This is a genomic window from Kitasatospora sp. NPDC050463, from assembly GCF_040655255.1.
In the GTDB taxonomy this organism is placed as follows: Bacteria; Actinomycetota; Actinomycetes; order Streptomycetales; family Streptomycetaceae; genus Kitasatospora.
Map to the genome: position 1 here is coordinate 162,269 of NZ_JBFAJO010000001.1, position 25,186 is coordinate 187,454.

Annotated in this window: 21 protein-coding genes; 6 read left to right on the plus strand and 15 right to left on the minus strand. The window is 71.4% G+C overall.

The window, feature by feature from the left end:
- Positions 1-117: 117 nt before the first annotated feature.
- Both AB0J08_RS00695 and AB0J08_RS00700 read right to left on the minus strand, forming a co-directional pair.
- A complete protein-coding gene (locus tag AB0J08_RS00695; RefSeq protein ID WP_360624550.1) occupies positions 118-1,233 on the minus strand; it encodes an ADP-ribosylglycohydrolase family protein in 1,116 nt (371 codons plus the stop codon).
- Between the two features lie 181 nt (positions 1,234-1,414).
- The gene (locus tag AB0J08_RS00700) at positions 1,415-4,021 is read right to left on the minus strand and encodes a bifunctional FO biosynthesis protein CofGH (RefSeq protein WP_360624553.1); all 2,607 of its coding nucleotides are present in this window, start codon (positions 4,019-4,021) and stop codon (positions 1,415-1,417) included.
- 221 nt (positions 4,022-4,242) lie between these two features.
- Here AB0J08_RS00700 and AB0J08_RS00705 point away from each other — a divergent pair, with 221 nt between their 5' ends.
- From AB0J08_RS00705 to AB0J08_RS00715, 3 genes are all read left to right on the plus strand, one after another.
- Positions 4,243-5,487: a DUF2092 domain-containing protein gene (locus AB0J08_RS00705; RefSeq protein ID WP_360624556.1), complete on the plus strand. Its 1,245-nt coding sequence runs from the start codon at positions 4,243-4,245 to the stop codon at positions 5,485-5,487.
- 195 nt (positions 5,488-5,682) lie between these two features.
- Complete coding sequence (locus tag AB0J08_RS00710; RefSeq protein WP_360624559.1) at positions 5,683-6,633, plus strand: ABC transporter ATP-binding protein; 951 nt, start codon at positions 5,683-5,685, stop codon at positions 6,631-6,633.
- A 19-nt stretch (positions 6,634-6,652) separates the two neighbouring features.
- On the plus strand, positions 6,653-7,630 hold the full coding sequence (locus AB0J08_RS00715) for an ABC transporter permease (RefSeq protein WP_360624562.1): 978 nt from the start codon (positions 6,653-6,655) through the stop codon (positions 7,628-7,630).
- Positions 7,631-7,773: 143 nt separating this feature from the next.
- Here AB0J08_RS00715 and rarD read toward each other — a convergent pair whose 3' ends face one another.
- Together rarD and AB0J08_RS00725 are read right to left on the minus strand one after the other, a co-directional pair.
- Positions 7,774-8,781 carry an EamA family transporter RarD gene (gene rarD / locus AB0J08_RS00720; protein ID WP_360624565.1) on the minus strand — a complete coding sequence of 336 codons (1,008 nt, stop codon included), beginning with the start codon at positions 8,779-8,781 and terminating at the stop codon, positions 7,774-7,776.
- A gap of 277 nt (positions 8,782-9,058) precedes the next feature.
- Positions 9,059-9,919, minus strand: a complete 861-nt coding sequence (locus AB0J08_RS00725) for an SDR family oxidoreductase (RefSeq protein WP_360624568.1) — start codon at positions 9,917-9,919, stop codon at positions 9,059-9,061.
- Positions 9,920-10,125: 206 nt separating this feature from the next.
- Here AB0J08_RS00725 and AB0J08_RS00730 point away from each other — a divergent pair, with 206 nt between their 5' ends.
- Positions 10,126-10,461, plus strand: coding sequence for a helix-turn-helix domain-containing protein (locus tag AB0J08_RS00730; protein ID WP_360625149.1), 336 nt, complete (start codon positions 10,126-10,128; stop codon positions 10,459-10,461).
- A gap of 187 nt (positions 10,462-10,648) precedes the next feature.
- Here the strand turns inward: AB0J08_RS00730 and AB0J08_RS00735 are convergent, their stop codons facing one another.
- The gene (locus AB0J08_RS00735; protein ID WP_360624571.1) at positions 10,649-11,422 is read right to left on the minus strand and encodes a TetR/AcrR family transcriptional regulator; all 774 of its coding nucleotides are present in this window, start codon (positions 11,420-11,422) and stop codon (positions 10,649-10,651) included.
- A gap of 43 nt (positions 11,423-11,465) precedes the next feature.
- Here AB0J08_RS00735 and AB0J08_RS00740 point away from each other — a divergent pair, with 43 nt between their 5' ends.
- Positions 11,466-11,666, plus strand: a complete 201-nt coding sequence (locus tag AB0J08_RS00740; RefSeq protein ID WP_360624574.1) for a DUF6011 domain-containing protein — start codon at positions 11,466-11,468, stop codon at positions 11,664-11,666.
- Between the two features lie 202 nt (positions 11,667-11,868).
- Entirely contained in the window at positions 11,869-12,249 is a 381-nt protein-coding gene (locus tag AB0J08_RS00745) for a VOC family protein (protein ID WP_360624577.1), read from the plus strand.
- A 129-nt stretch (positions 12,250-12,378) separates the two neighbouring features.
- On the opposite strand, the gene AB0J08_RS00750 is transcribed toward AB0J08_RS00745, so the two are convergent.
- From AB0J08_RS00750 to nuoI, 10 genes are all read right to left on the minus strand, one after another.
- Positions 12,379-13,431, minus strand: a complete 1,053-nt coding sequence (locus tag AB0J08_RS00750) for a 2-oxoacid:ferredoxin oxidoreductase subunit beta (protein WP_360624580.1) — start codon at positions 13,429-13,431, stop codon at positions 12,379-12,381.
- Positions 13,428-15,467, minus strand: coding sequence for a 2-oxoacid:acceptor oxidoreductase subunit alpha (locus AB0J08_RS00755; RefSeq protein WP_360624583.1), 2,040 nt, complete (start codon positions 15,465-15,467; stop codon positions 13,428-13,430). The genes AB0J08_RS00750 and AB0J08_RS00755 overlap by 4 nt, the downstream gene beginning before the upstream one ends.
- 269 nt (positions 15,468-15,736) lie before the next feature.
- Complete coding sequence (locus AB0J08_RS00760) at positions 15,737-16,399, minus strand: response regulator transcription factor (RefSeq protein WP_360624587.1); 663 nt, start codon at positions 16,397-16,399, stop codon at positions 15,737-15,739.
- Between the two features lie 284 nt (positions 16,400-16,683).
- A complete protein-coding gene (locus tag AB0J08_RS00765) occupies positions 16,684-17,694 on the minus strand; it encodes a polyprenyl synthetase family protein (protein WP_360624590.1) in 1,011 nt (336 codons plus the stop codon).
- A gap of 333 nt (positions 17,695-18,027) precedes the next feature.
- Positions 18,028-19,665 (minus strand): NADH-quinone oxidoreductase subunit NuoN, encoded by a 1,638-nt coding sequence (nuoN, locus tag AB0J08_RS00770; protein WP_360624593.1) that lies wholly within the window; start codon positions 19,663-19,665, stop codon positions 18,028-18,030.
- Complete coding sequence (locus tag AB0J08_RS00775) at positions 19,662-21,407, minus strand: NADH-quinone oxidoreductase subunit M (protein ID WP_360624596.1); 1,746 nt, start codon at positions 21,405-21,407, stop codon at positions 19,662-19,664. The genes nuoN and AB0J08_RS00775 overlap by 4 nt, the downstream gene beginning before the upstream one ends.
- A gap of 37 nt (positions 21,408-21,444) precedes the next feature.
- Positions 21,445-23,358, minus strand: a complete 1,914-nt coding sequence (gene nuoL, locus AB0J08_RS00780; protein ID WP_360624599.1) for an NADH-quinone oxidoreductase subunit L — start codon at positions 23,356-23,358, stop codon at positions 21,445-21,447.
- Positions 23,359-23,372: 14 nt separating this feature from the next.
- Positions 23,373-23,672 (minus strand): NADH-quinone oxidoreductase subunit NuoK, encoded by a 300-nt coding sequence (gene nuoK / locus AB0J08_RS00785; protein ID WP_209412994.1) that lies wholly within the window; start codon positions 23,670-23,672, stop codon positions 23,373-23,375.
- Positions 23,669-24,592, minus strand: a complete 924-nt coding sequence (locus AB0J08_RS00790; protein WP_360624602.1) for an NADH-quinone oxidoreductase subunit J — start codon at positions 24,590-24,592, stop codon at positions 23,669-23,671. Before AB0J08_RS00790 ends, nuoK begins: the two co-directional genes overlap by 4 nt.
- Positions 24,589-25,182, minus strand: coding sequence for an NADH-quinone oxidoreductase subunit NuoI (nuoI, locus tag AB0J08_RS00795; protein ID WP_360624605.1), 594 nt, complete (start codon positions 25,180-25,182; stop codon positions 24,589-24,591). Before nuoI ends, AB0J08_RS00790 begins: the two co-directional genes overlap by 4 nt.
- Between the last annotated feature and the right edge of the window lie 4 nt (positions 25,183-25,186).

The following is a 25,186-nucleotide window of genomic DNA, read 5'->3' on the forward strand; positions in this document are numbered from 1 at the left end:
CCCGGGGCCGCGGGCGCCGCTACGGGCACCTACGTGTCCGGGCACCGAACGGAGGGCCGACGGGGCCACCGAACGGAGAGCCGTGGCCGCCCGGACCGGACCGGGCCGGCGGACCCGTCAGCGCAGCACCGGGTAGCGGGCCGCCCAGGCGGCGCCCTCCGGGGTGTCCTGGCCGTGCAGCTCCGGCCCGTGCATCAGCTCCAGGACGAAGTCGTCGGCCAGTTCGAGCAGGGCGCCGCGCCCCTCCAGTGCGGCCACCAGGCCGGGCGGCAGCGCGCTGTCCCCGTGCAACACCCCGAGCAGATTGCCGCATATCGCGCCGGTGGAGTCGCTGTCCCCCGAGTGGTTCACCGCCAGCAGCAGGCCCGAGCGCACGTCGTGGGCAACCAGCGCGCAGTACACCCCGATCGCCAGCGCCTCCTCCGCGACCCAGCCCTCCCCCAGTGCCTCGACCCGCTCGGCCGACGGCTCCCCGGCCCGCACCGCGTCCAACGCCGCCCGCAGCGCCGCCGTGGTCTCCTCGTGCGCCGGACGCTCGGAGAGCAGGGCCAATGCCAGGTGGACGCCCTCCTCCAGGGTGCCGCCGCGGGCCACCGTCTGGACGATCACCGCCAGCGCACCGGCCGAGAGATAGCCGGTGGGGTGGCCGTGCGTCAGCACCGAGCACTCCACGGCCAGCTGGAACACCAGGCTCGGCTCCCAGGTGGTGAGCAGCCCGAACGGAGCCGCCCGCATCACCGTGCCGCAGCCCTTGGAGTGCGGGTTCTTGGGCACCTCCAGGGTGCCGAGGCGGTCCGCCTCCGGGCCGGAGAGGCCGGACAGGCAGGCCTGGCCGGGGGCGCGCTGGGCGTACAGCCACTCCTCGCGGCCGAGCCAGCCGAGGTCGGCCCGGCGCTCGTCCGGGCCCCAGTCCCGCTGGGTGGCGGCCCAGCGCAGATAGGCGAGGTGGAGGTCGGTGGGCGGGTGCCAGCTGCCGGTGTCCCGCCGGATGTGGGCGCGGATCAGTCCGTCGACCGTGAAGAGCACCATCTGGGTGTCGTCGGTGACCGCCCCGAGCCGCCCGTAGGCGGGGACGTAGCCGGTCACACCGTGCGGACCGTGCGTCGCACGGATCTTCTCCAGCGACTCGAACTCGATGCCCGCACCGAGCGCGTCGCCGATCGCACCGCCGAGCAGACAGCCCCGCACCCGGCTGCGGAAGTCCTGCTGCTGGGCTCGTGACCACAGTGGCATCACGACGGGGTGCCTTTCGTCCGGGAATCTGGGCGCGCGACGCACGGCCGGGTCGCGCGCCCTCGCACTGTATTCGAATGGCCGAACAAGTCGAGCGATTCCCTCGAACACCAGCACTTCAACAGGCCCGGTGGGCGGTCCAGGACCGGTGGCCGGACCAGCACCCTCAGTCCAGCACCCGTCAGTCCAGGACCGGCAGCAGCTCCGGCAGGTGGCCGTCCGAGGCCAGCGCCGCGGCCAGGCGCTCGGCGGGCACCTCGTCGTAGGTGGTGGTGCGCTGCCGGTGCGGGCGCCCCGCCGCTTCGGCGATCGCCCGGAGGTCCCGGACCGACTTGTAACTCCCGTAGGCCGAACCGGCCATCCGCGAGATGGTCTCCTCCATCAGCGTGCCGCCCAGGTCGTTGGCGCCCGAGCGGAGCATCTCCGCCGCACCCTCGGCCCCCAGCTTCACCCAGCTGGTCTGGATGTTGGGAATGTGCGGGTGCAGCAGCAGGCGTGCCATCGCGACCACCGCCCGGTTGTCCCGCGCGGTCGGCCCGGGCCGGGCGATTCCGGCCAGGTAGACCGGGGCGTTGGTGTGGATGAACGGCAGCGTCACGAACTCGGTGAACCCGCCCGTGCGCTGCTGGATCTCGGCCAGCAGTCGCAGGTGCCCCAGCCAGTGGGCCGGGGTGTCCACGTGCCCGTACATCATCGTGGACGAGGAGCGGATGCCCAGCTCGTGCGCGGTGGTGACGACCTCCACCCAGGTCGCGGCGGGCAGCTTGCCCTTGGTGAGCACCCAGCGGACGTCGTCGTCCAGGATCTCGGCGGCCGTGCCCGGGATGGTGTCCAGACCCGACGCCTTGGCCTGCTGGAGCCAGTCGCGGATGGAGAGACCGGTCCGGGTCGCGCCGTTGACCACCTCCATCGGCGAGAAGGCGTGCACGTGGATGCCGGGCACCCGCTCCTTCACCGCGCGCGCGATGTCGAAGTAGGCGGTGCCGGGCAGGTCCGGGTGGATGCCGCCCTGCATGCAGACTTCGGTGGCACCGACCTCCCAGGCCTGCGCGGCCCGGTCGGCCACCTGCTCCAGGGAGAGCGTGTAGGCGTCCGCGTCGGTGCGACGCTGGGCGAAGGCGCAGAAGCGGCAGCCGGTGTAGCAGACGTTGGTGAAGTTGATGTTCCGGGTGACGCAGTAGGTGACGTCCTCGCCCACCGCGGCGCGGCGCACGTCGTCGGCGATCCGGCAGAGCGCGTCCAGCGCCGGGCCGTCCGCGTGGAACAGCGCCAGCGCCTGGTCGTCCGTCAGCCGCGTGGGGTCGTCGGCGGCAACCGCCAGCGCCCCGCGCAGATCGCCGGCCAGCCGCTCGGGGGCACCCTTGGCGAGCACCTGCTCGCGCAGCACCTGCCAGTCCCCGTACACGTCCTCGAAGTCGGCCCGGCGGTCGCCGGTGCGGCCCTCGGTGTCGATGGTGGCGTGCAGGTCCGTCCGCCCGTACGAGGCGGGCAGGTCCTCCGGCTCCTGCCAGGGGTGGCCCTGGACCACCGCGTCCGGGCGGGCCAGACCGGTCCCCGGGTCGGACAGCGCCCGGACGTGCGGCAGCACCCGCGGGTCCAGCCAGGGCTCGCCGTGCCGGACGTACTCGGGGTAGACGGCCAGCCGCTCGCGCAGCTCGAACCCGGCCGCCGCCGAGTGCTCCGCGAGCCGGTCGATCTGCGGCCACGGACGCTCGGGGTTCACGTGGTCGGGCGTCAGCGGCGAGACCCCGCCCCAGTCGTCGATCCCCGCGCCGATGAGCCGCTCGTACTCGCCGTCCACCAGGTTCGGCGGCGCCTGGAGGCAGGCGGCCGGACCCATGATGTGCCGGGCCACGGCGACGGTGGCGACCAGCTCGTCCAGCTCCGCGTCCGGCATCCCGCGCATCGCCGTGTCCGGCTTGGCGCGGAAGTTCTGCAGGATCAGCTCCTGGATGCCGTGGTAGGCCCGGGAGATCCGGCGCAGCGCGAACAACGACTCCGCGCGCTCCTCGTACGTCTCGCCGATACCGATCAGCAGCCCGCTGGTGAACGGCACCGAGCTGCGCCCGGCGTCCTCCAGGACCCGGAGCCGGACGGCCGGCTCCTTGTCGGGCGAACCGTAGTGCGGGCCGCCCGGTTCGCTCCAGAGCCGGGTCGCGGTGGTCTCCAGCATCATGCCCATGGAGGCCGAGACCGGCTTGAGCCGCTGGAAGTCCGTCCAGCTCAGCACCCCGGGGTTGAGGTGCGGCAGCAGGCCGGTCTCCTCCAGGATGCGGATGGACATCGCCCTGACGTAGGCGATGGTGTCGTCGTAGCCGTGCGCGTCCAGCCACTCGCGGGCCTCGGGCCAGCGGTCCTCGGGCTTGTCCCCGAGCGTGATCAGGGCTTCCTTGCAGCCCAGTTCGGCACCGCGCCGGGCCACCTCCAGCACCTCGTCCGGCGACATGAACATCCCGTGGCTCCGCCCGGGGAGCGCCGCCGCGGTGCCCTGCGCGGCCCGGCGCAGCTTGCCGGGGACGGTCGCGAAGGTGCAGTAGTGGCACTTGTCGCGGCAGAGCCGGGTGAGCGGGATGAAGACGCTCCGGGAGTACGTGATGACGCCCGGCCGCCCCGCCGCCGCGAGGCCGGCGTCGCGCACCCGGGCGGCACTCGCACAGAGGTCCGACAGGTCCGCGCCTCTGGCCTGGAGCAGCACCGCTGCCTCGGTCGCGTCCAGCGCGACGCCGTCCCGGGCACGGCGCAGAGCGCGCCGCATCGCGTTCGCAGTCGGGGGGAAGGTTGCGTCCATGGCGCGACCCTACGCCAGTTCCGGTACGTCCGGAGGAGGCGACCCTGAGGCCGTATCAGGGTCGCCTGCGCCGGTAGGGCGACCCCGATCTGGCCCTCCAGAGCGATGACCCGGGCGCCTCCGGGCCTTGTAATGGAACAGACAGGCAGTCGGTCACGGTTACGGAGGGGTTGGACGCTATGACGGACGACACGACGACTGAACGACACCGGGACAGTGGGGTGCCCCACCGCTCGGGGCGGCGCACCGCGGTACGGGTAGCGGTACCGGTGGCGGTCGCGGCGGTGATCGCCGCGGGAGTGGGCCTGGTGCCGGCGCTCGCCGACGACTCCCCGCCCGACCTTCCGACGCTGACGGCGGAGCAGCTCGTGGCGAAGGCGCTCGGCTCGCAGGCGCAGACGCTGTCCGGCACCGTCTCGGTCTCCGCCGACCTCGGGGTGCCGAGCCAGCTGCTCGCGGCCGGTGGCGGGATCGGCGGCGCGGTCGGCTCGGGCTCGGCATCGGGCTCTGGTTCGGGTCCGGGCGGCGCGGGCTCCGAGTCCGGTACGTCGTCCGCCGCCGCGCCGGAGGCCAAGCTGGCCGGGCTGCTCGACGGCGAGCACACCCTGCGGGTCGCCGTGGACGGCCCGGACCGCCAGCGGATCGGCCTGATCGAGAACCTGGCCGGGTACGAGCTGATCCACAACGGCGACCAGGCCTGGGCTTGGGACAGCTCCACCAACGAGGCGCTCCACCTGACCGGCCCGCAGGGCGCCCGGCCCCAGGGCCACCCCGGCAAGGCCCCGCTGACCGGAGTGCCGACCACCCCGCAGGAGGCCGCACGACAGTTCCTGGCGGCGGGCGCGGGCACCACGGCCGTCACCGTGGACGGCACGGCGAACGTGGCCGGGCAGAAGGCGTACCGGCTCAGCGTGAGGCCCACCCAGTCCGGCTCGACCATCGGGGAGGTGCGGATCGCGGTGGCCGCCGACAACGGCGTGCCGCTCGCGGTCGTGGTCAAGGGCGCCGACGGGGGCACCGTGCTGGACGTCCACTTCACCGAGGTGTCGTTCGCGAAGCCGGCCGCCAAGACCTTCGACTTCGCGGTGCCCAAGGGCGCCAAGGTGACGGAGCGCAAGGCCGAGGGCGGCCCGGCGGCGGCCCCGTCGGAGCAGGTCGCGAAGGACGCGGCGGGCTCCGTCGAGGGTCTGAACGTGATCGGCGAGGGATGGACGGCGGTGCTGAGCGCCAAGCTGCCCACCGACGGCCCCGCGGTACCGGGCGACGGCGGGCGGGGCCGGCACGGCAAGGGCGGCCCGGCCGCGCTGCAGAGCCCGCTGGCGCTGGCGAAGGCGCTCGGCAAGCCGGTCGCGGGTGGCTCGCTGATCAGCTCCAAGGTGCTGAACGTGCTGGTCACCGATGACGGACGGGTCTTCGCGGGCGCGGTGACGCTGCCGGTGCTGCAGAGTGCGGCCGGGGTGAAGTAAGTGACCCGGGCTCCCGTGACGGGGGACGTTACGGAGCCGGCCGGGGGCCGGGGCGCCGCGGCGCACCCGGCCTCCACGGCCGTTCCTGCCGTTCCTCCCGTTCCCGCTGTTCCTGTTGTTCCCGCTGCTCCTGCGGTCGGTGCCCTCGGTGTCTCCGGTCTCGCCGGTCTCGCCGGTCGCACCGGCCTCTCGGGCGTGGTCTCGACCGATGACGTGATCAGGACTCAGGGCCTGACCAAGCGCTTCCGCGGCGGTCAACTCGCCGTGGACGGACTGGACCTGGCCGTCCCACGGGGCTCGGTCTTCGGCTTCCTCGGGCCCAACGGCTCCGGCAAGACCACCACCATCCGGATGCTGATGGGCCTGATCGCGCCCACCGCGGGCGTGGCCACCGTGCTCGGCGCGTCGATGCCGCAGTCCGTCGCCACGGTGCTGCCACGGGTCGGCGCACTGATCGAGGGCCCGGCGCTGTACGGCTTCCTCTCCGGCCGGGACAACCTGGCCCGGTTCGACGCGGCCGATCCGACCGCCGACCCGCGCACCCGTCGACAGCGGGTCACCGAAGCTCTGGACCGGGTGGGCCTGACCGCCGCAGCCGGAAAGAAGGCCCGCGCGTACTCGCTGGGCATGAAGCAGCGACTCGGCCTGGCCTCGGCCCTGCTCCAGCCGCGCGAGCTGCTGGTCCTGGACGAGCCCACCAACGGCCTCGACCCGCAGGGCATGCGGGAGATCCGGGCACTGATCCGGGAGGTCGCGGCCGAGGGCACGACGGTCTTCCTCTCCTCTCACCTGCTGGACGAGATCGAGCAGGTCTGCACGCACGCCGCGGTGATGTCGCGCGGCCGGCTGGTGGTGCAGGGCACCGTCGCCGAACTGGCCGCCCGGGCCCAGGGCCGACTGGTGGTCCGCACCCCCGACGTGACCCGGGCCTCCGAGGTACTGACGGCGCACGGGGTCCGCGACCCGCTGGTGGGCGAGGACCGGGTGGACGGCGAGCTGGGTGCGCTGGCCGACGACAGCCTGCCGGAGCTCTGTGCGGCACTGGTCACGGCCGGAGTACGGGTGCGCGGCTTCGGAGTGGAGCGGGGCACGTTGGAGGACGCCTTCGTGGCGCTGACCGGGGAGGGCTTCGATGTCGCGGGCTGAGGCTCCGGGCGCACCGGAGATGCTGAAGACAGCGGGCGCGCCGAGCGAGCTGGGCGCGGTGGGTACGGTGGGTGCAGTCGGCGCGGTGGGTGCGGTCGGCGAGCCGGTTGCGGTGGGCGAGCTGCGCGCCTCGGGGGCGACGGCGGCTCGGGCGGGCGGACGGCGGCCGCAGACGGCCGCCGGGTTCCTGGCACTGTTCCGCAGCGAGCTGCTGCTGACCTTCCGCCGGGTGCGGACGATGGTGCTGCTGGGGATCCTGGCGGTGCTGCCGGTCCTGATCGGCGTGGTGGTCCGGATCGAGACCGACGGTCCGCGCGGCGGCGAGGGCCCCGCTTTCATCGCGCAGGTGACGCAGAACGGCCTCTTCCTGGTCTTCACCGCACTCGCCGTGGCCCTGCCGATCTTCCTGCCGATGACGGTCGGTGTGGTCGCCGGCGACTCGGTGGCCGGTGAAGCGGCCGGCGGCACCCTGCGCTATCTGCTGGTCGCGCCCGCCGGGCGGACCAGGCTGCTGGCCGCCAAGTTCACGGCCGGTCTGGCGTTCTGCCTGGCGGCGACCGCGACGGTCGCACTGGCGGCACTCGCCACCGGCGCCGCGCTGTTCCCACTCGGCGAGGTCACGCTGATCTCCGGGGAGACGATCGGCCTCGGACCGGCACTGCTACGGGCGGTACTGGTCGCGATGGTGGTGGCCGCCTCGCTGGCCGGGCTGGTCGCGATCGGACTCTTCATCTCGACGCTCACGGGCAGTGGCATCGCGGCGATGGCCGCCACCGTCGGCCTGGTGATCACCGTCCAGATCCTCGACAGCTTCCCCCAGCTGCACGCGATCCAGCCGTTCCTCTTCACCCATCACTGGCTGACCTTCGGGGACTTGCTGCGCGAACCGATGTACTGGGACGGCGTCCTGGACAACCTCGGGTTGCAGGCCGCGTACGTCGCCGTCTTCGGCGCGGCCGCGTGGTCCCGCTTCACCAGCCGGGACATCACCGCGTAGCGGGCCCGGGCCCGCGGATGGGGGCAGCGCCCGGGCTCGTCCCGGGCGGCCCGGCGGCCCGGCTGTCCGGCTGTCCGGCTGTCCGGCTGTCCGGCTGTCCGGGTCAGCGGGTGGCCGGCTGCCCGGCTGCCCGGCTGCCCGGGTCAGCGGGTGGCCGCCGGTGCCGGGGTGGGCTCGGCTCCGGGGGTGTCGGAGCCCGGGGTGCCGGCGCCTCTCCGGGCCGGCGCGGCCGCCCGCGTCACCCGGTCGGCGTGCACCCGGCGCAGCGCGTCCCAGCTCAGTACCGCCAGCGCGGCCCAGACCAGGGAGAAGCCGGCCCAGCGGGCGGGCGGCATGGACTCGTGGAAGACCGCGACACCGATCAGGAACTGGAACACCGGCGCCAGGTACTGCAGCATTCCGAGCACGCTGAGCGGCACCCGCACGGCCGCCGCACCGAAGCAGAGCAGCGGGACCGCGGTGATCACCCCGCTGAGCATCAGCAGCCCCGAGTGGCCCCAGCCATACGAACCGGCCACGGTGTGCCCGAAGGTGCCGCGACCGGAGACCTCCAGGTAGACCAGGTAGCCCAGGGCGAACGGGAACATGAAGGCGCTCTCGGCGGCCAGGCTCTCCAGCCCGCTCAGCCCGACCTTCTTCTTGAGCAGCCCGTAGGTGGCGAAGGAGAACGCCAGGGTCAGCGCGATCCAGGGCAGCCGCCCGTAGCCGACGGCCAGCACCGCCACCGCGAGGGCGCCGATGCCGACAGCCGCCCACTGAGCCACCCGGAGCCGCTCCTTGAGCACCAGCACCCCGAAGGCGATGGTGACCAGCGGGTTGATGAAGTAGCCGAGGCTGGTCTCGACGACGTGGCCGGCGTTGACCGCCCAGATGTAGACGCCCCAGTTGACCGAGATCACGACGGCGGCCCCGCCCAGCATGGCAAGCCGACGGGGCTGGCGCAGCAGCGGGCGTATCCAGTTCCAGTGCCGCTGTGCGAGCAGCAGCAGTACGACCGCGACCAGCGACCAGACCATCCGGTTGGCCAGGATGTCGTCGGCGGCGCCAGGCTCCAGCAGCGGCCAGAACAGTGGGAAGAGCCCCCATATCCCGTAGGCGGCCAGTCCGTACCAAAGGCCCCGGCCAGCCTCCTGCTGAGCTGTCTCTGCCATGGACGACCTGCCCTCCGCGCGCACGTATGTCGAGCCGACGGTAGCGGGCGCGGGGGCGGGCTGTCATCTCCGTATGAGGTTTTTGCTCATGACATGAGATGGCCGGCCGATCGGGCAGTCACTCCGGTAGCCCTTTCCACGGACGCTCACGACGGGCGCCCCTGCAGCGGCCCCGACGGGTGTCCCTGTAGCGACCCCGGCTGACTCTCCCGACAGAGCCCCCGGACGGGTTCTCCCGACAGGCCCCCGACGGGCTCTCCCCGAGCGCCCCGGGGTTTCAGGCGCCGAGCGCCGTACGCACGCTCTCCGCCAGCGGGACGGTCGGACGGCCGATCAGCCCGGCCAGGTCGCCCGGGGTACCGGCCAGCTCGCCGCGCGCGATGCCGGCGTCAACGTCCACCAGGACCTCGGCGAAAGCTTCCGGCAGACCGGCGCCGACCAGGACCGCGCGGTGCTCGGCCGGGGTCACCTCGCGGTGCTCGACGGGCTTGCCCGAGGCCTGCGCCAGCTCGGCGGCCAGCTCCGGCAGGCTCCACGCGACGTCGCCGCTGAGCTCGTACACCGTGGACTCGTGCCCGTCCCCATCCCCGTCGCCCACCAGCACCGCGACCGCCGCGTCGGCGTAGTCCCGGCGCGGGGCACTGGCCACCCGGCCCTGCCCGGCGCTGCCGACCACTACGCCGCGCGCCACCGTGCCGGCCGCGTCTCCCAGGTAGTTCTCGGTGTACCAGCCGTTGCGGAGGAAGGAGAAGGGCAGGCCGGACTCGCGGATCGCCGCCTCGGTGGCCTTGTGCTCGTCCGCCAGCCGGAAGGTGGCCGCACCGGGCGCACTGGTGTACGCGAGCAGCGCGACCCCGGCGGCGCGCGCCGCCTCGATCGCCGCGGTGTGCTGCGGGATCCGGCGGCCGACCTCGCTGCCCGAGATCAGCAGCACCCGGTCACCGGCCGCGAAAGCACCGGCCAGGCTCTCCGGCCGGTCGTAGTCGACCACATGGACGGTCACGCCGCGGGCGGCGAGGTCGGCGGCCTTCTCGGCAGAGCGCACGGCGACCGCGACCTCTCCGGCGGGGACCTTGGCCAAGAGACCCTCGACGACCAGCCGGCCGAGCTGTCCAGTGGCACCGGTGACGACGTACATGTTGTTGCTCCCTGGGTCGGATCGGGCCGTTGCCCGTCGAACTTCGCTTCGACACTCACCCTAGGGATGGCACTAACCTATCGAAAGTACGCACTTCAAAGTAGGGTACTGACATGCAGGTAATGACCAATGGCGAAGCCACCGCGCCCACGCTCCCTCCGGCCGCGCCCCTCGGTGAACTGCCCCCGCCGGACGTCTACGACCGCATGTGCCCCTCCCGCGGCGTACTGGAGCACGTCACCAGCCGCTGGGGGGTCCTCGTTCTGGCGGCGCTCAACGAACGCGGCTACCGCTTCAGCGAGCTGCGCCGCCGGGTCTCGGGGGTGAGCGAGAAGATGCTCGCGCAGACCCTGCAGACCCTGGAGCGCGATGGCTTCGTCCTGCGCGAGGCCTACCCGGTGATCCCGCCCCGGGTCGACTACAGCCTCACCCCGCTCGGCCGGGAGGCCGCCGAGTTGGTGGCGGCCCTCGCGCACTGGTCCGAGGCCCGCGTCCCCGCCGTCCTGTCGGCCCGCGCCGGATACGACGCTCGCACGCACTGAACGGGGAGGCCGGGCGATCGTCGCTTTTTATGTCGGTCGGTCTACATATGTCGGTCGGTCGGTATATGCCGACCGGTCTACAGAGACCGGCCGACCTGCAGAGCCGTCCCCAGGGCGGTCAAATGTGCAGACCGGTCTACTTAGGGCTCCCAAAACAGATCGACCGGTCTACAGATTCGCCGCCCTGTCAGCGCGCGTTCTCCCCGATCAGCGCCGCGAACCCGTCCAGCACCCTGGCCAGACCGAAGGCGTACGCGTGATCCGCGCTGTACGCGCCGCCGTGCACCTCGCCGGCCGCCGCACCGACCCGGGCGGCGACCGGGTACCGCTCGGCGTCGAAAACCCGGGCCAGCAGGTCCGCATTGGCAGACCACCACTGCTCGTCGGTCATCGCACTGTCCTGCTGCGCGGCGCGCCCGTCGGCACCCATCCGGGCGCAGGTCTGGACGAAGCCCAGCAGATGGGTCAGCGCGGCGTCCAGCTCCACATCCGGCAGGCCGGTGCCCTCCAGGGCGCGCAACTCATATTCGTACTTGGCCATCAGCCCCGGCCCCAACGGCGGACGGCTGGTTGAGACGCTCGCCACCCACGGGTGGGCGCCGTAGAGCGCGCGATTGTCGTCGGCGACCGCGGCGACCCTGGCCCGCCAGCCCTCGTCGACGGGGACACTGCGCGGCATCGTCGCGTAGACGGTGTCCAGCATCAGGTCGAGCAACTCGGCCTTGCCGGGGACGTAGGTGTAGAGCGCCATCGGCGAGAGCCCGAGCTCCTGGGCGACCCGCCGCATCGTCACGGCGTCCACACCCTCGGCGTCCGCGAGCGAGATCGCCGCCGCGGCGATCTCGGCCGTGGACCGCGCCTGCCTGGGCCCGCGCCGGCCCGGCTTCTCCTCCGCCGTCAGCCCCCAGAGCAGGGCGAGGGTACGCGCCGGATCTCCTGCGCTGGTGCGGTCGCTGGGCATGGGTCGATCCTTTCACGCCACCCGCCCGACTACCCTCTGCCCCATGACCAGCACCGCCCCCGAACCCCTCCCCGGCACCGCCGCAGCGGAGGCGGTCCGCCCCCGGGTCACCTGCCGCCGCTGTCACCGGCCGCTCCACGACCCCGAGTCCCGCATCCTCCGACTCGGCCCGGAGTGCCGCGACCCCGCCGAGCACGTCCCCCGCCACGAGGTCGACCAGGACCCCCTGCCCGGACTCGACTGAGACCTCCCGACGTCCGGCCGGAGCGCTCGGCAGGCTCGCGGCCGCGCGGTCCCACGGCCCCACGGGCTCCGCAGCCCGCAGCCTCAACGCCACTCGACGGCTTCCAGCCATCGACATGACCGGAAACAGCCCTGGCACAATACTCTGTACGTTGTACAGTGTACTGCGTACGGAATAAGAGTCGACGAGAGGGCACTCCCTGATGCAGATCACCGGTTCCGCTGTTTCGCTCACCGTCGAGGACGTCACCGCCTCCGCCGACTTCCTGCGGAAGCACTTCGGATTCGTCGAGCAGATGGCGGCCGACGGCTTCGTCTCACTCGGCCGCGAAGACGCCGGGATGAATGTCATCTACCTGCGGCGCGGCATCGAGGTGCTGCCCGAGGACGTCCGGGACCAGCGCGCCGCCGGGCTGATCCTGGCCTTCGTCGTCACCGACGTGGCCGGCGAGGAGGCGCGACTCCGGAGCGAGGGCGTCACGATCACCATGCCACTGCGCGAGGAGCCCTGGGGCGAGACGCTCTTCCAGGTCACCGACCCGAACGGGGTGGTCGTCCAGCTGGTCGAGTGGGCCCAGCAGTAGCAGAGCTGCAGGCGGCGACAGGCAGCACGCGGGAAGCGACAGAGCACCAACGGGCGGGAACGAGCAGTGACGACGAAACGGCGCCCCCGGCTCGGCCGGGGGCGCCGTCGCTCCTGCCGTTGGGCCGGGTCAGTCCACGGTCCAGGTGTCACTGCCCGCCAGCAGTGCGCCGAGATCCCCCGGGCCGTGCTGCGCCGTCGCCGCCGCCAGTTGAGTTGCCATCAGCTCGTCGTACACCGGACGTCGGACACTGCGCAGCACGCCGATCGGGGTGTGGTGAAGCGTGTCGGCGTCGGCGATCCGCGAGAGCGCGAACGCTGCCGCAGGGCCGGCGGCATGGGCATCGTGGACGACCACCGAGGCCTCGTTGTCGACGGTGACACCGTCGACGTACAACTCGCCGTCGGCGGCGCGGAAGACGCCCTGCGAACGGTCGGCACCGAAGCGGATCGGCTGCCCGTGCTCCAGCCGGATCAGGGCCTCGTCGCGGGTGCCCGCCTCCTTCAGGATCTCGAAGGCTCCGTCATTGAAGATGTTGCAGTTCTGGTAGATCTCCACCAGCGCCGTGCCCTCGTGCTCCGCCGCCGCCCGCAGCACGGACTGGAGGTGCTGACGGTCGGAGTCGATGGTCCTGGCGACGAACGAGGCCTCCGCTCCGATGGCCAGCGAGAGCGGGTTGAACGGCGCATCCAACGAGCCCATCGGCGTGGACTTGGTGATCTTGCCCACCTCGCTGGTCGGCGAGTACTGGCCCTTGGTGAGACCGTAGATCCGATTGTTGAACAGCAGGATCTTCAGATTGACGTTCCGCCGCAGCGCGTGGATCAGGTGGTTGCCACCGATCGACAGGGCGTCGCCGTCACCCGTCACGACCCAGACGCTCAGGTCCTGCCGGGAGGAGGCCAACCCGGTGGCGATGGCCGGTGCGCGACCGTGGATCGAGTGCACGCCATAGGTATTCATGTAGTACGGGAAACGCGAGGAACATCCGATACCGGAGACGAAGACGGTGTTCTCCCGCTTGATCCCCAGCTCCGGCATGAAGGACTGCACGGCCGCCAGGATCGCGTAGTCCCCGCACCCGGGACACCAGCGCACCTCCTGGTCGGTCTTGAACTCCTTGGCGCTCTGCGGCGCGTCGGCCTTGGGCACCAGCTTCAGGGAGGGGAACTGCTCACTCATCGGTTGTCCTCCTCGTCCGCCGAACCACTCGCCGGACCGCCCGCCGACTCGTCCAGGCTGCCGATCGCCGCCCACAGCACGTCCGCCAACTGGGCCGCCTTGAAAGGCAGTCCACGCACCTGGTTGTAGGACTGCGCATCCACCAGATACTTGGCGCGCAGCAGCAGCGCCAGCTGCCCGAGGTTCATCTCGGGCACGATCACCTTGTCGTAACTCTTGAGCACCGCGCCCAGGTTGGCCGGGAAGGGATTCACATTCCGCAGGTGCGCCTGGGCGATGTGCCCGCCGTCGGCACGGAGCCGGCGCACGGCCGCGGTGATCGGCCCGTACGTCGAACCCCAGCCGAGCACCAGGACGCGCGCCACACCGTCCGGGTCGTCGACCTCCAGCGCGGGGACGGCGATGCCGTCCACCTTCGCCTGGCGGGTGCGGACCATGAAGTCGTGGTTGGCCGGGTCGTAGGAGATGTTCCCCGTGCCATCCTGCTTCTCGATCCCTCCGACGCGGTGCTCCAGACCCGGTGTGCCCGGAACCGCCCAGGGGCGGGCCAGCGTCTGCGGGTCGCGCTGGTAGGGCCAGAACGCCCCGTCCTCGCGGTTCGGGCCGGTCGCGAAGTCCGTTGTGATCTCGGGCAGTTCGCCGACCTCGGGGATCCGCCAGGGCTCGGAGCCGTTCGCCAGGTAGCCGTCCGACAGCAGGAACACCGGGGTTCGGTAGGTAACCGCGATCCGGGCCGCCTCCAGGGCCGCGTCGAAGCACTCGGCCGGGGTCGCCGGGGCGACGATCGGCACCGGCGCCTCGCCGTTGCGGCCGAACATCGCCTGCAAGAGGTCCGCCTGCTCGGTCTTGGTCGGCAGACCGGTGGACGGGCCGCCGCGCTGGATGTCGACCACCAGCAGCGGCAGTTCGAGCGAGACGGCCAGGCCGATGGTCTCGCTCTTCAGCGCCACGCCCGGACCGGAGGTCGTGGTCACGCCGAGCGCACCGCCGAAGGCGGCGCCGAGCGCCGCGCCGATCCCGGCGATCTCGTCCTCCGCCTGGAAGGTGCGCACGTGGAAGTTCTTGTGCTTGCTCAGCTCGTGCAGGATGTCCGAGGCGGGGGTGATCGGGTAGGAGCCGAGGTAGAGCGGCAGCCCGGAGCGCTCGGCGGCGGCGATCAGGCCGTACGACAGCGCCAGGTTGCCGGAGATGTTGCGGTAGCGGCCGGGCGGCAGCTTGGCCGGCGGCACCTCGTAGGAGACCGCGAAGGACTCGGTGGTCTCGCCGAAGTTCCAGCCCGCCCGGAAGGCGTTGATGTTGGCCTCGGCGATCAGTGGCTTCTTGGCGAACTTGCTGCGCAGGAAGGACTCGGTGCCGTGGGTGGGCCGGTGGTACATCCAGGACAGCAGGCCCAGCGCGAACATGTTCTTGGCGCGCTCGGCGTCCTTGCGGGCCAGCCCGCTGTCCTTGAGCGCTTCCAGGGTCAGCGTGGTCAGCGGCACCTTGTGCAGGTGGTAGGCCTCCAGTGAGCCGTCGGCCAGCGGGTCGGCCGGGTAGCCGACCTTGGCCAGCGCGCGCTTGGTGAACTCGTCGGTATTGACGATGATCTCCGCGCCGCGCGGCAGGTCCGGCACATTGGCCTTCAGAGCGGCCGGGTTCATCGCCACCAGGACGTTCGGCGCGTCACCGGGGGTGAGGATGTCGTGGTCGGCGAAGTGGAGCTGGAAGGACGAGACACCCGGGAGCGTTCCGGCGGGGGCACGGATCTCGGCCGGGAAGTTGGGCAGAGTGGAGAGGTCGTTGCCGAAGGACGCCGTCTCCGAGGTGAAGCGGTCACCGGTGAGCTGCATACCATCGCCGGAATCTCCGGCAAATCGGATGATCACCCGGTCCAATCTGCGGATCGGCTTGGCACGCCTGGGCTGCGGACCGGCCGGCACGGCGGGGCCGGAGCGACCCCCGCCGGGCTCGGAACGACCCCCGTCGCCGTCCGGGCCGTCCACCGCTTCTGACTGATCGACCTGACTGGTCACTGCCGCGGACCTCCTCGTGGGCACCAGCCGCGGGCGTGAGCCGTGTGCCCCGTCCGCCTGGTGCACCACTCGCATCCTATGCGGGTAAGGGTTGCCTTGGACGGAACTACCCGATGCGGCGGAAAATCACCATCGGATGCCAGAGCGCGACGGTGCGTGACCGGGCCGCGCCGGGCGGGAACAGGCCCGTTCGGGCGCACGGCAGGGTGCGCGCACCCCGCGTACGCCTGCCGCCGGCCCGCGGCGGGTCCGGCGTCGACCTGTGCCGGGCCCGGCCTCGACCCGCTACGGGTTCACGAGTTCAGGTAGGTGAGCACCGCGAGCACCCGGCGGTGGTCCTCAGGGCTCTGGGCCAGGCCCAGCTTGAGGAAGATGTTGCTGACGTGCTTCTCCACCGCGCCGTCCGAGACCACCAGCTGCTTGGCCACCGCGGCGTTGGTCCGGCCCTCCGCCATCAGCCCCAGCACCTCCCGCTCGCGGGGGGTCAGTCCGGCCAGTACGTCACTCTTGCGGCTGCGGCTGAGCAGCTGCTGGACGACCTCGGGATCCAGCGCGGTGCCGCCCTCCGCGACCCGGACCACGGCGTCGACGAACTCACGGACCTCGGCGACCCGGTCCTTCAGCAGGTACCCCACGCCCCGAGTGGAGCCTGCCAGCAGCTCGGACGCGTAGCGCTCCTCCACGTACTGCGACAGCACCAGGACACCGACCGCGGGGTAGAGGCCGCGCAGCGTGACGCAGGCGCGGACGCCCTCGTCGGTGTGGGTCGGAGGCATCCGCACGTCGGCGACGACCACATCGGGCAGGGAGCCGGCGGCCGCCAGGTCGTGGACGGCCTTCAGCAAGGCCTCGCCGTCGCCGACAGCCGCCACGACCTCCAGACCGCGATCGGTCAGCAGCCTGGTCAGACCCTCCCGAAGCAGGACGGAGTCCTCGGCGATGACGACGCGAAGCATGGTGGCCTTCCGGGTTGGCGGCGCTGTGGGCGGTACTGACGGGTGATGCGACGAGTGTCAGTCTTCCCTATCCGCGGACGCCCCGGACCGCCGGGCGGCAAGTCCCCCCGGCCGTCGGCTGCGGAACCGCGACGGGCTCCGGACCGCCGTCACCCGGCCGTCGTCCAGTCACCGCAGGGCAACCGCACGGCCACCGGTCCGCTCCACCAACCCGCTCCACCGGTCGGCTCGCCATCGGAACACCGCCGGGCGGCGCTCCCTGACGGCACTCCCGTGCGGGCCGGTCACATGGTGCGGATGGCCACCGCGTCGCACAGGCCCTGAAGGGCCGCCTTGGCCGCGCCGTCCGGCAGCGGGTCGAGCAGCGCGCGGGCCTCCTCGGCATGCCGCAGGGTCTCCCGGCGGGCGTGCTCCAGCGCCGGGTGGCGGCGCAGCAGGCGCAGCGCCTCGGCATGCGGCTCGTCGTCGCTCAGGTCGCTGTCGAGCAGCTCGCGCAGCCGCAGGTCGGCCGGGTCGGACTCGTCCACCGGCATCTGCCGGAGCAGCAGGGTGGGCAGGGTGGGCACGCCCTCGCGCAGGTCGGTACCGGGGGTCTTGCCCGACTCGTGGCCGTCGCTGGCGATGTCGAGCACGTCGTCGGCCAGCTGGAAGGCGATGCCGATCCGCTCGCCGAAGGCGCTGAGGATGTCGGTCACCCACGGCTCGGCGCCGGCCATGAGGGCGCCGATCCGGCAGGAGACGGCGATCAGAGAGCCGGTCTTGCCGGCCAGCACGTCGAGGTAGTGGCGGAGCGGGTCGTCCTCCGGGCCGGGGCCGGCGGTCTCCAGGATCTGGCCGGTGACCAGCCGCTCGAACGCGTCGGCCTGCAGCCGGACGGCCTCCGGGCCGAGGTCGGCGAGCACCTGGGAGGCACGCGAGAAGAGGAAGTCGCCGGTGAGGATGGCGACCGAGTTGTCCCAGCGCGAGTTGGCACTGGGGGCGCCGCGGCGCACGGGGGCATCGTCCATGACGTCGTCGTGATAGAGCGTCGCGAGGTGGGTCAGCTCGACCACCACGGCAGCCGGGACCACGCCCGGCGCGTTGGTGTCACCGAACTGCGCGGCGAGCATCACCAGCAGGGGACGGAAGCGCTTGCCACCGGCCTCCATCAGGTGGCTGGCGGTCACGGTGATGAACGGGACGTCACTCTTCACGGCCTCGGTGAGCGCGATCTCCACCGCGTCCATCCCGGACTGGACATCGCGGGTCAGATCGCGGTCCTGCACGCTGAGCCCAAAGGGTCCCACGACGGTCACGAAGACCACTCCTCTGTCCCTGGTCGATCTAGCGGCCTGGTCCCTGAGTGCCGCCGCTGGCCATACAGGCAGGGTATCCGGTCGCGAGTGGATCACTGCACGGGCGTGCGGATCCTGTCATGATCGGGCCGGACTCGCTGGTGGGAGCGATCCGGAGACGACACGTCCGGGCCGCGCGGACGAAAGCGCGCGGCCCGGACGGTGGAGCGGTGGAGCCATGCCCGGACGGTGGAGCGAATGCCGGAGCAGTACGGCGGTGAGTCGATACAGCGGTGAAGCGGCAAAGCGGTGAAGCGGAGCCCGCGCGACCGGGCCGCGCCCGGACGGCGGAACTCAGCGCACGAAGAGCGAGGCCTTCGACGCCAGGTCCAGGAAGTACTGCGGCAGCACCCCGAGGCCGATGGTGACCACGACGCCGATACCGATCGCGGTGGCCGTGAAGGCGCTCGGGATGGCCACGGTCGGGCCGCCGGGCTGGGGGTCCGAGAAGAACATCAGCACGATGACCCTGATGTAGAAGAACGCGGCCACCGCCGAGCTGAGCACACCCACGATCACCAGCGGGGTCGCACCGCCGGCCGCCGCGGCCTGGAAGACCGCGAACTTCCCGGTGAAGCCCGAAGTGAGCGGGATGCCGGCGAATGCCAGCAGGAAGAGCGCGAAGACCGCCGCGACCAGCGGGGACCTCCGGCCCAGCCCCGCCCAGCTGGACAGGTGGGTGGCCTCGCCCTTGGAGTCGCGCACCAGGGTGACCACGGCGAAGGCGCCGAGCGTCACGAAGGAGTAGGCCAGCAGGTAGAACAGCACGGAGCCGAGCCCCTGCTTGCTAGTGGCGATCACGCCGGTGAGGATGAACCCGGCGTGCGCGATGGAGGAGTAGGCGAGGAGCCGCTTCACGTCCTGCTGGGTGACGGCCAGGATCGCGCCGACCACCATGGTCAGGATCGCCACGCCCCACATCACCGGCCGCCAGTCCATCCGCAGACCGGGGAAGGCCACGTAGAACAGCCGCAGCATGGCGCCGAAGGCGGCCACCTTGGTCGCCGCCGCCATGAACCCGGTGACCGGGGTCGGGGCGCCCTGGTAGACGTCCGGGGTCCAGGAGTGGAAGGGCACCGCGCCGACCTTGAATAGCAGACCGACCCCGAGGAGCGCCAGACCCACCAGGAGCAGGGCGTCGTTCTGGGTGGTGGAGAGCAGCGCCGGGGTGGCCAGGGCCTTGCCGGAGATGACGTCCGAGATCTCGCCGAGCCGGACACTGCCCGCGTACCCGTACAGCAGCGCGGTGCCGAACAGGAAGAACGCCGAGGCGAAGGCGCCGAGCAGGAAGTACTTGACCGCCGCCTCCTGGGAGAGCAGCCGGCGTCGCCGGGCCAGCGCACAGAGCAGGTAGAGCGGGAGGGAGAAGACCTCCAACGCCACGAACATGGTCAGCAGGTCGTTGGCGGCAGGGAAGAGCAGCATGCCGCCGACCGCGAACATGGTGAGCGGGAAGACCTCGCTGGTGGCGAAGCCGGCCCGGATCGCGGCACGCTCCTGCTCACCGCCGGGCGTGGCGGCAGCCTGCGCGGCGAACGCGTCGGCCGGCTCTCCCCCCGCCTTGGGCTCCAGCTTCCGCTCCGCGTAGGTGAGCACGGCGACCACGGAGGCCAGCAGGATCACGCCCTGCAGGAACAGCGCGGGGCCGTCGAGCGCGACCGAACCCATGGCGAGCAGGTCGACCTTGGTGGAGCCGTACCCCTGGGCGGCGAGCACCACCACGGCGGTGAACGCGCCGACCAGGCCGAGCAGGGCCACCGAGACCTGCGCCCAGTGCCGGTGACGGCGGGGCAGGAAGGCCTCCAGCAGAATGCCGGTCACGGCGGCGCCGAACACCACCAGCATCGGGGAGAGCTGGCCGTACTCGACGTGCGGCGCCGGGATGCTCGACGTGTTGCCGCCGGCGGCGGCGAGCCAACCGGTGGTGCTCACTTGTGCTCACCTCCTGAGGTGGCGGCGACCGGGTGGGCCGGCGCCGGGTCGGTCTCATGGACCTGCGAGAGTGTCGCGTCCACCGACGGGTTGACGATGTCGGTGAGCGGCTTCGGGTAGACACCGAGCAGGATGGTCAGGGCCACCAACGGTGCGACGACGGCGAGTTCGCGCGCCTTGAGGTCGGGCATGTCCCGCACCTCGGCCTTGACCGGGCCGGTCATGGTGCGCTGGTAGAGCAGCAGCGCGTAGAGCGCGGCGAGCACGATGCCGAAGGTGGCGACGATGCCGATCGCCGGGTACCGGGTGAACGTGCCGACCAGCACCAGGAACTCGCTGACGAAGGGCGCCAAACCGGGCAACGACAGCGTGGCCAGGCCACCGATCAGGAACGTCCCGGCGAGGACCGGGGCGACCTTCTGCACCCCGCCGTAGTCGGCGATCAGGCGCGAGCCGCGGCGGGAGATCAGGAAGCCGGCCACCAGCATCCACGCGGCGGTGGAGATGCCGTGGTTGACCATGTAGAGGGTGGCCCCGCTCTGACCCTGGCTGGTCAGCGCGAAGATGCCCATGATGATGAAGCCGAAGTGCGAGATGGAGGCGTACGCGACCAGTCGCTTGATGTCCTTCTGACCGATGGCCAGCAGCGCGCCGTAGATGATCCCGATCACCGAGAGCACCATGATCGCCGGGGCGAAGGTCTTCGAGGCGTCCGGAAAGAGCCCGAGACAGAAGCGGAGCATCGCGAAGGTGCCGACCTTGTCGACCACCGCGGTGATCAGCACGGCCGTTCCGGCGGTGGACTCGCCCATCGCGTTGGGCAGCCAGGTGTGCAGCGGCCAGAGCGGCGCCTTCACGGCGAAGGCGAAGAAGAAGCCGAGGAACAGCGCCTTCTCGGCGGTACCGCTGAGCACCAGCTGACCGTCGGCGATGGCGGTGGTCAGCGTCCGGAGGTCGAAGGTGCCGAACCCCTGGTCCTGCGCGATCACGTACAGCCCGATCACGGCGGCCAGCATGACCAGACCGCCGAGCAGGTTGTAGAGCAGGAACTTCACCGCGGCGTAGGACCGCTGACGGGCCGACTCGGGGCCGCCCGCCTTGTCGCCGAAGCCGCCGATGAGGAAGTACATCGGGATCAGCATGGCTTCGAAGAACACGTAGAAGAGGAAGACGTCGGTGGCGTAGAAGGAGACGATCACCATCGCCTCCACCGCCAGGATCAGGGCGAAGAAGCCCTGGGTGCGACGCCTGTTCTCGAACGTCCCGCCCGGTGCGGCGGCCCCGCCCCGCCCGTCGGCGGGCGCGGAGGTGGGCGCCTCCTCCCCGCGGGCGGGCAAGGAGATGGGCCCCTCCGGCCCGATGGCGGGCAAGGAGTTGGGCCCCTCCTGCCCGATGGCGGGCAAGGAGGGCGGATCGGCATCCTGCCATGAGGCCAGCATCACGATCGGCACGAGGACGGCGGTGAGCAGGGCCAGCACGGCTCCGATGCCGTCCACGCCGAGCGAGAAGGTGATGCCGAAGGAGCGGATCCAGCTGTAGGACTCGGTCAGCTGGTAGCGGGCGCCGTCAGGATCGAACCGGGCGACCGCGGTGGCCGCCAGGGCCAGGGTGACGGCCGAGACGCCCAGGGCGACGACCTTGGTGGTCCGCCGCCGGGGCCCGGTCGTCCCGGCGGGCAGCGCGGCGGTGAGCACCGCGCCGGCCGCCGGGACGGCGCAGGTGGCGGTCAGCAGGGCACTCATGCCGCGCCTCCCCGACGGTCTGTGTAATCCCTATCCATCAGACGGACCTCATCAGGAGAGTCGTGGCGACCAGCACCAGCGTGCCGCCGAACATGGAGAGCGCGTACGAGCGGACGTAGCCGTTCTGGATCCGCCGCAGCCGGCTGGAGATCCCGCCGATGGTGGCGGCCAGACCGTTGACGAAGCCGTCCAGGCCGCGGCTGTCGAAGTAGACCAGCGCCGCGGTGAGCGCCGAGCCGGGGCGGACCAGGACGGCGTGGTTGAAGTCGTCCTGGAGGAGGTCCCGGCGGGCGGCCCGGGTGAGCGGGGAGCCGACCGGCGGCACCACGGGGACGGCGGAGCGGCCGTACATCAGGTACGAGAGCGCGACGCCGGCCAGCATGCAGACCATGGTGAGCAGGGTGACCACCAGCGGGCTGAGCGGCGAGTTCCCCTCCGAGTGACCGGTGACCGGCTCCAGCCAGGTGACGAAGGAGTTGTTCAGGACGAAGAGCCCACCGGCGAAGACCGAGCCGAAGGCGAGCATGATCATCGGAATGGTCATGGTGCTCGGCGACTCGTGCGGGTGCGGGTCGTTGCCGTCCGCGTCCGGCTGCCAGCGCTTCTCGCCGAAGAAGGTCAGGATCATCACCCGGGTCATGTAGAACGCGGTGATCGCGGCGCCGACCAGGGTGCAGAGGCCGAGGATCCAGCCCTCCGTGCCGCCCTTGGCGAAGGCCGCTTCGATGATCTTGTCCTTGGAGAAGAAGCCGGACAGGCCGGGGAACCCGATGATGGCCAGGTAGCCGAGGCCGAAGGTGACGAACGTGATCGGCATGTACTTGCGCAGGCCGCCGTAGTGACGCATGTTCACCTCGTCGTTCATGCCGTGCATGACCGAACCGGCGCCGAGGAAGAGCCCGGCCTTGAAGAAGCCGTGGGTCACCAGGTGCATGATCGCGAAGGCGTAGCCGATCGGACCGAGGCCCGCCGCCAGGATCATGTAGCCGATCTGCGACATGGTGGAGCCGGCCAGCGCCTTCTTGATGTCGTCCTTGGCGCAACCGACGATCGCCCCGAACAGCAGGGTGACCGCGCCGACCACCACCACGGCGGTCTGGGCGTCCGGCGCGAGGTTGAAGATGGCCCCGGAGCGGGTGATCAGGTAGACGCCGGCGGTCACCATGGTGGCCGCGTGGATCAGGGCCGAGACCGGGGTCGGGCCCTCCATGGCGTCCCCGAGCCAGGACTGCAGCGGCACCTGGGCGGACTTGCCGCAGGCCGCCAGCAGCAGCATCAGGCCGATGGCGGTCAGCTTGCCCTCACTGGCCTGACCGGCCGCGCCGACCGTCCCCTCGTCGCCGAGGATCGGCCCGAAGGCGAAGGAGCCGAACTCCACGAACATCAGCATGATGGCGATGGAGAGGCCCATGTCGCCGACCCGGTTGACGATGAACGCCTTCTTGGCGGCCGTCGCGGCGCTCGGCTTGTGCTGCCAGAAGCCGATCAGCAGGTACGAGGCGAGGCCCACGCCCTCCCAGCCGACGTACAGCAGCAGGTAGTTGTCGGCGAGCACCAGCAGCAGCATGGCCGCCAGGAAGAGGTTCAGGTACGCGAAGAAGCGGCGCCGACGCTCGTCGTGCGCCATGTAGCCCACCGAGTAGAGGTGGATCAGCGTGCCCACGCCGGTGATCAGCAGGACGAAGGTGATCGACAGCTGGTCGAGTTGGAAAGAGATGTCGGCCTGGAACCCGTTCACCGGGATCCAGCTGTACAGGTGCTCGGTGATCGAGCGCTCGTCGGCCTCGCGGCCCAGCAGGTCCGAGAACAGCGTGAGCCCGAAGCCGAACGAGAGCGCGGCCAGCCCGGTGGCCAGCCAGTGGCCGAACCGGTCGAAGCGGCGGCCACCGAGGAGCAGCAGGACGGCACCGGCCAGCGGAGCCGCCACGAGCAGCGGAATGAGAGAGTTCACCGAAGGCCCTCCGCCTACAGCTTCATCAGGTTGCTGTCATCGACCGAAGCCGAGTGCCTGGTCCGGAAGATGGACACGATGATGGCGAGGCCGACCACGACCTCGGCCGCCGCGACCACCATGGTGAAGAACGCGATGATCTGGCCGTCCAGATTGCCGTGCAGCCGGGAGAACGTGACGAGTGCCAGGTTCGAGGCGTTGAGCATCAGCTCCACGCACATGAACAGCACGATCGCGTTCCGCCGGATCAGCACGCCGGAGGCGCCGATGGTGAACAACAGTGCGGAGAGATAGAGGTAGTTGACCGGATTCACTCCGCGCCCTCCTCGTCGTGGCCGGCCGGTGCCGGCCGGTCGTTCGGCACCGGCTCCAGCGCCTTGCGCGGGCCGGCGACCGGCGGGCGCGCGGACGGCGGACGGCCCAGCCAGTCGGCGGTGGAGGCTTCCAGCTCAGCCATCCGCCGCAGCATCTCCTGGCTGACGTCGCGGATCTGGCCGCGCTCGCGCAGGGTCTCCATCACCGAGTCCTCGGCGATGGTGCCGTCCGGCAGCAGGGCCGGGATGTCGACCGCGTTGTGCCGGGCGTAGACCCCGGGCGCGGGCAGCGGCGGCAGCTGGATGTTGTCCTTGACCCGCTGGGCGGCGAGCTCCCGCTGCGTCTTCGGCGCCTTCACGTGCTCACGGTGGGTCAGCACCATGGCGCCGATCGCGGCGGTGATCAGCAGCGCGCCGGTGACCTCGAAGGCCCAGACGTACTTGGTGAAGATCAGCCGGGCCAGGCCCTGGACGTTGCCCTCGGCGTTGGCCTCGGCGAGGCCGGTGAAGGTGTCCAGCCTGGCGTTCGCGATGCCGGCGATCAGCAGCACGCCGAAACCGATCCCGCAGAGGACGGCGGCGAACCGCTGGCCCTTCAGCTGCTCCTTCAGCGAGTCCGCACTGGTGACGCCGACCAGCATCACCACGAACAGGAACAGCATCATGATGGCGCCGGTGTAGACGACGATCTGCACCACGCCCAGGAAGACCGCGCCCTGGGCCATGTAACAGACCGCCAGGGCGAGCATGGTCGCGGCGAGGCAGAGCGCGCTGTGCACGGCCTTCCGCATCAGCAGCATGCCGAGCGCTCCGCCGACGGCGATCACCGCGAGCACCCAGAACTGAACGGCCTCGCCGGTCGAGGTCGTCCCGGTGGCGGCGAGCGCCGAGCCGTGCTCGGCGAGGTTCAGGGCGGTCACTGCTGGGCCTCCTTCTCCCGATCGGTGCGCTCCTGCTGGACCGTCCCGGGCGCCGCCGCAGTGATCTCGCCCCGGTAGTAGGCGCCCTCGTCGGCGCCCGGGAAGATCGAGTGCGGCGTGTCGACCATGCCTTCGGAGAGGCCGACCAGCAGCTGGTCCTTGGTGAAGATGAGGTCCTTGCGCGAGGAGTCCGCGAGTTCGTACTCGTTGGTCATGGTGAGCGCGCGGGTCGGGCAGGCTTCGACGCAGAGGCCGCAGAGGATGCAGCGCGCGTAGTTGATCTGGTAGACCGCCCCGTACCGCTCACCCGGCGAGTAACGCTCCTCCTCCTGGTTGTCGGCGCCCTCCACGTAGATCGCATCGGCCGGGCAGGCCCAGGCGCAGAGCTCGCAGCCGACGCACTTCTCCAGTCCGTCCGGGTGCCGGTTCAGCTGGTGGCGGCCGTGGAAGCGCGGAGCCGTGGGCTTCTTCAGCTCCGGGTACTGCTCGGTGATCCGCTTCTTGAACATGGCCTTGAAGGTCACGCCGAAGCCGGCGGCCGGCCCGAGCACGGACGGCTTGTCGGTCCTGTCGTTCTGGTCGGACGACATCTCG

Coding starts and splice junctions, on each gene's coding strand:
- AB0J08_RS00695 (WP_360624550.1), bottom strand. CDS start 1,233: ATGCCACTGTGGTCACGAGCCCAGCAGCAGGACTTCCGCAGCCGGGTG.
- AB0J08_RS00700 (WP_360624553.1), bottom strand. CDS start 4,021: ATGGACGCAACCTTCCCCCCGACTGCGAACGCGATGCGGCGCGCTCTG.
- AB0J08_RS00715 (WP_360624562.1), top strand. CDS start 6,653: ATGCTGAAGACAGCGGGCGCGCCGAGCGAGCTGGGCGCGGTGGGTACG.
- rarD (WP_360624565.1), bottom strand. CDS start 8,781: ATGGCAGAGACAGCTCAGCAGGAGGCTGGCCGGGGCCTTTGGTACGGA.
- AB0J08_RS00725 (WP_360624568.1), bottom strand. CDS start 9,919: ATGTACGTCGTCACCGGTGCCACTGGACAGCTCGGCCGGCTGGTCGTC.
- AB0J08_RS00730 (WP_360625149.1), top strand. CDS start 10,126: ATGTGCCCCTCCCGCGGCGTACTGGAGCACGTCACCAGCCGCTGGGGG.
- AB0J08_RS00735 (WP_360624571.1), bottom strand. CDS start 11,422: ATGCCCAGCGACCGCACCAGCGCAGGAGATCCGGCGCGTACCCTCGCC.
- AB0J08_RS00740 (WP_360624574.1), top strand. CDS start 11,466: ATGACCAGCACCGCCCCCGAACCCCTCCCCGGCACCGCCGCAGCGGAG.
- AB0J08_RS00745 (WP_360624577.1), top strand. CDS start 11,869: ATGCAGATCACCGGTTCCGCTGTTTCGCTCACCGTCGAGGACGTCACC.
- AB0J08_RS00750 (WP_360624580.1), bottom strand. CDS start 13,431: ATGAGTGAGCAGTTCCCCTCCCTGAAGCTGGTGCCCAAGGCCGACGCG.
- AB0J08_RS00760 (WP_360624587.1), bottom strand. CDS start 16,399: ATGCTTCGCGTCGTCATCGCCGAGGACTCCGTCCTGCTTCGGGAGGGT.
- AB0J08_RS00775 (WP_360624596.1), bottom strand. CDS start 21,407: ATGAGTGCCCTGCTGACCGCCACCTGCGCCGTCCCGGCGGCCGGCGCG.
- nuoI (WP_360624605.1), bottom strand. CDS start 25,182: ATGTCGTCCGACCAGAACGACAGGACCGACAAGCCGTCCGTGCTCGGG.